This is a genomic window from Stenotrophomonas sp. 3diitr2024, from assembly GCF_042136455.1.
Taxonomy (GTDB): domain Bacteria; phylum Pseudomonadota; class Gammaproteobacteria; order Xanthomonadales; family Xanthomonadaceae; genus Stenotrophomonas; species Stenotrophomonas sepilia.
This window is the reverse complement of sequence record NZ_JBHHMJ010000683.1, coordinates 1-5,049: the sequence shown is the minus strand read 5'-3', so window position 1 is coordinate 5,049 and position 5,049 is coordinate 1. Positions and strand designations below refer to the sequence as shown.

Sequence of the window (5,049 nt, the reverse complement as noted above, 5' to 3'; positions counted from 1 at the left end):
CACCACCGCGCTGCTGCTGATGAGCGCTGCGCCGCTGCTGTTCACCGCCTGCCAGAAGGAGCCGGAGGTGAAGGTGCAGGAAGGCCTGTACACCTCGGTCGAGGCCTGCACCGAGGCCACCGGTGATCCGTCGTCGTGCCGTGGCGCTCGCCGGCGACGCCGCTTTCGCGGGCGGCGCCGACGCTCGCGAACGCCAGCAGCATTCCTCCCAGCACAGCAGCGGTCATGCGCATCTTCAACTCCTTGTCAGTGGTGACGGTCGTCGACGGGCAGCCAGATCTCCACGCCGCCGTTGCCGCTGTGCTCGTCGAACCGGGCGTCGTAGCGCTCCAGGTCCGGCGCATCGGCAAGGCTCAGGTTGGACGCAGGGAGATAATGATCCAGCAACCAGAACCAGGTCGAGCGGATGGCCGAGATGTGTCCGCCGTGCCAAGCCACCAGGTAGCGGCGCGCCGGAATGTCCACGCGTCGCCAGTGCGCAGGCACGCTCGGCACCGTGCTTGCCGGTAGTGCCGCAATGTAGTCGAAGCCACCATCGTCATCACTGTTGCAGCACACGCCGAAGCTGATCGGCGCCGGCATCGGCCATTCGCGGTTGAGCTGCGCCCACTGGCCGGGAATCGCGCCGCCACTGTCGCGGGTATGCCGCACGCCGATGCCGGCCACCTGGAACGCGGGCGTCTCGAGCAGGCGGGGGGCTTCAATGCAGGCGGACGGGGCCTCGTCCATGCGGATCGCCTGCACCAGCGCCAGCCCATCGGTGCCCTGTTCGCGTACGCGCTCCGGCGTCTGTCCAAACTGTTCGCTGAAGGCACGCGTGAAGGCGGCATGGGTGGTATAGCCGGCACCCAGCGCCACCTGCAGGATGTCGCCGGCGCCGCTGGCCAACTGCTGCGCGGCAGCGGTCAGGCGGCGCCCGCGCAGGTAGCGCACCACCGAGGTGCCGGTGCGGGCCTGGAACAGGCGCGACAGATGGAATGGCGACAGGCCCGCCGCAGCGGCAATGTCGGCCAGCGCCAGTGGCCGGTCCGCGTGGGTTTCGATGTACCACAATGCCTTGCCTGTCGCGCTCATCCTGCCGTTCCCCGGATCGAATGCCGGCACAGTAGCGGATCGGCAGGCGCGGCGTTTAGCAGTTCTTGCGCCTGTGCGGATTCAAGCTGTCGCACTGACGTCATGCCTCCTTCACAGATCGCGCCGAGACTGCGCGCCTTGTCCAGGCCTGCGCTACCCCCGCAGGTGCTGGCCCTGTCGCGTCCTCCCGGAGCCCTGCCGTGCATCGTTCGAAGCTTTCGCGTTCCATCCTCCTTGCCCTTTGCATGGCCAGCGCAGGAGGCGCGATTGCAGCGGAGGCCGATGCGGTCGATGCCGCCGGCGGCAGCCGCGCCGTGCCCACCCAGCTCGACGCGATGCTGGTCACCGGTACCCGCGCGTCCAACCGCACCCAGTTCGAAACGCTGGCGCCGGTGGACGTGTTCAGCAAGGAAGACATCAGGTCCGTCGAATCCACCGACCTGAAGGACGTGCTGGCGCAGCTGGTGCCATCATTCGTGGTGCAGCGCCTGCCGATGGCGGACGGCCAGGTGTTCGTGCGTCCGGCCACCCTGCGTGGCCTGTCGCCGGACCAGACCCTGGTGCTGGTCAACGGTCGCCGCTTCCATCGCAGCGCGCTGCTCGGCAACCGCGGTGCGCAGGCCGCTGATCTGGAACAGATTCCCACCAGTGCGATCAAGCGCATCGAGGTGCTGCGTGATGGTGCGTCGGCGCAGTACGGCTCGGACGCCATCGCCGGTGTCATCAACATCATCCTCGAGGATGGCCCGGGTAGCGAGATCACCGCCGGCTATTCGCAGTACGCGCAGGGCGACGGTGCCTCGCGCGACTTCAGTGCGCGCACCGGCTGGTCGCTGGGCGACTATGGCAGCCTGGTGCTGTTCGCCGAATCGTCCAACTCCGACGCCACCTCGCGCACGCGCCAGCGCCCGGACGCGATCACCTTCCAGGCTGCACATCCGGAGCTGGACGTGCCCAATCCGGTGCAGCGCTGGGGCCAGCCGGAGCTGGAAAGCCGCCGCGTCGGCTTCAACGTGAAGGCCAATGCCAGCGAGACGCTGGAGTTCTATGCCTTCGGCCTGTACAGCCACAGCGATGGCGTCAGTGATTTCAACTGGCGCAATCCGGACACTACCACCGGTGCGTACCGCACCACCGCCATCTTCCCGGGCTGGAACCTGCGCTCGCTGTATCCGGTCGGCTTCAGCCCGCAGTACGGCAACGTCCAGAACGACCTGCAGCTGGTCGGTGGCCTGCGCGGCGAGATCACGCCCAAGCTGCGCTGGGATGTCAGCGCCTCGGATGGCCGCAACGCCATCGACTACAGCTTGAAGAACTCGATCAATGCCTCGCTCGGCCCGGCCAGCCCGACCGCGTTCGATCTTGGCCGCCTGACCCAGACCGAGAAGAACGCCAACGCAGACTTCAACTACGAGTGGGACGTGGCCGCGCTGTCCCAGCCGGTCAACGTCGCCTTCGGTGGCGAGTTCCGCCAGGAGACCTACCAGGTGCGTGCCGGCGACCCGGCCTCGTACGCGGTGGGTCCGGGCGCTGCGGCGGGCCTGGAGGCCAATTCCAATGGCGCGCCCGGCTTCTCGGCCAGCCAGGCCGGGCAGTGGAGCCAGCGCAGCAAGGCCGCCTACGTGGACATGGAAGTACCGCTGGGCGAGCCCTGGAGCATCGGTGCAGCCGGCCGCTACGAGGACTTCTCCAGCTTCGGCAGCACGCTGGACGGCAAGCTCTCGGCGCGCTTCGCGATCACCCCGGACGTAGCCCTGCGCGGTACCGTGTCCAGCGGCTTCCGTGCGCCGACGCCGGCGCAGCTCAATACCACCAGCACCACCCAGGGGTTGGATACGCGCACGCTGCAGATCTTCACCAGTGGCCGTCTGTCGCCGAACGATCCGCTGGCGCAGCTGCTCGGCGCCAGGCCGCTGAAGCCGGAACAATCGCGTACCGCGTCGCTGGGCCTGACCTGGCGCACCGACCTGGGCCTGTCCGGCTCGGTGGATGTCTACCAGATCAAGCTCAGCGACCGCTTCAGCCAGTCGGCCAGTTTCGCCATTCCGTCCGGTACGCCCAATCCGCTGGGCTATACCTCGGTGAACTATTTCACCAACGACTTCGATACCACCACTACCGGCGTGGACGTGGTCGGCAACTACCTGCGCGATCTCGGCGCAGGCCGCATGACGCTGACCCTGGCCTACAACTACAACCGCACCCGCGTGGACAACGGCAGCACCTCGGTGGCCACCAACGAGACCCAGCGCGTGCTGTTCGAGGATCGCCTGCCCGAGCACAAGGGCAGCCTGACCGGAAGCTGGGACATCGGCGCCTGGTCGCTGATGGCACGCATGCGCTACTACGGCGCCTGGACCGATTCCAGCGGCAATGCAGTGGGCGATATCTACCAGCGCTTCGGCGCGATGAGCTTCCTCGACCTGGCCGTCGGCTATCGCATCAACGAACATCACAGCCTGCGTGTGGGTGCCGACAACGTATTCGACCGCTATCCGGACGAAGCCACCTTCCAGGCCAGTCGCGGCCTGGTCTACTCGCGCAACGCGCCGTACGACACCGACGGCGCCAACCTGTACGCACAGTACCGGCTGAGCTTCTGATGGACCCGGCCCGCCGCTCCCTGTTGCGTGCCGGCACCTTGCTGCCGGCCGCAGCCGCACTTTCTTCACTGCCGGCCATGGCTGCCACGCGTTACGCTGCGTCCATGCAGATTCCCGCAACGACCGTGGCGCCGGGCGTGCTGGCCCGCGATGAAAACTACTGGGCCGCCGTGGCCAGCCACTTCGATGTCACCGACGAAGTGAACCATCTGGAGAACGGCTACTGGGGCGCGATGGGCCGCCAGACGCTGGCCAGCTACCAGCGCCACACCGCGGAAGTGAACCGAGGCAATGCCTGGTATGGCCGCCGTGAGTTCCCGGCGCAGTACATGGCGGTGCAGCGGCAGGTGGCCGAACTGCTGGGCGTGGGCGCCGACGAGATCGCACTGACCCGCGGTGCCACCGAGGCGATGCTGGCGCTGATCGGCGGCTACAACCGCCTGCAGCCCGGCGACCAGGTGCTGTACGCCGATATCGACTACGACAGCATGATCGGCGCGATGCGCTGGCTGCAGCAGCGCCGCGGCGTGCAGGCCGAGCGCATCGCGCTGCCGGCAGTGCCCGACCATGCGCAGATCCTGCAGGCCTACGAGGCCACGTTCGCGTGGCTGCCTCGCCTGAAACTGGTGCTGCTGACCCAGGTCAGCCATCGCCATGGACTGGTGCTGCCGGTGGCCGAAATCGCCGAACGTGCGCGCGCACGCGGCATCGACGTGATCGTTGATGCCGCACACGGGTTTGGCCAGATCGACTACGCGGTGCCGCAGCTCAAGGCCGATTTCGTTGGCATCAACCTGCACAAGTGGATCGGTGCGCCGGTCGGCGTCGGCGCGATGTATGTGCGCAAGGGCCGCGTTGCGGACCTGGACCCGTACATGGGCGAGACCGACGATGGCCGCGTGGGCAGCCGTGTGCACACCGGCACGGTCAACTTCGCCGCTTACCTGGCGCTGCCGGACGCGATCGCGCTGCACCAGCGCATCGGCGCGGCCAACAAGCAGGCGCGCCTGCGCTACCTGCGCGAGCGCTGGACCGTCCCTGCGCGGCAGATGGCGCATATCGAAGTGCTGTCGTCGCCTGATCCGGCGCTGGCCAGCGCATTGGCCAGCTTCCGCCTGCGCGGGCGCACCAGCGTGGCTGACAACATCGCGCTTCAGAAGCGCCTGCTGGAGGAGCATCGCGTGTTCACCACGCATCGTGACGGGTTGGACTCCGGCGCCTGCGTGCGGGTGACGCCGTCGGTGTTCACCCGGCCAGCGCAGATGGATGTGCTGGTACAGGCCCTCGCGGCCCTGGCCTGACCGTAAACGGTAGTGCCGGCCGCTGGCCGGCAACCTCATGATCCGTGCACGCCGTTGCCGGCCAGCGGCCG

General features: G+C 67.8%; 3 protein-coding genes. 2 read left to right on the top strand and 1 reads right to left on the bottom strand.

Translation table 11 applies throughout. The features are described from left to right. Positions 1–246: 246 nt before the first annotated feature. Positions 247–1,074: a helix-turn-helix domain-containing protein gene (locus tag ABGA94_RS17465; protein ID WP_197598705.1), complete on the bottom strand. Its 828-nt coding sequence runs from the start codon at positions 1,072–1,074 to the stop codon at positions 247–249. Between the two features lie 200 nt (positions 1,075–1,274). On the opposite strand from ABGA94_RS17465, the gene ABGA94_RS17460 reads away from it, so the two are divergent. Continuing rightward, positions 1,275–3,677, top strand: a complete 2,403-nt coding sequence (locus tag ABGA94_RS17460; RefSeq protein ID WP_375367855.1) for a TonB-dependent receptor plug domain-containing protein — start codon at positions 1,275–1,277, stop codon at positions 3,675–3,677. After that, positions 3,677–4,978 (top strand): aminotransferase class V-fold PLP-dependent enzyme, encoded by a 1,302-nt coding sequence (locus tag ABGA94_RS17455; protein ID WP_375367854.1) that lies wholly within the window; start codon positions 3,677–3,679, stop codon positions 4,976–4,978. The genes ABGA94_RS17460 and ABGA94_RS17455 overlap by 1 nt, the downstream gene beginning before the upstream one ends. Positions 4,979–5,049: the final 71 nt, after the last annotated feature.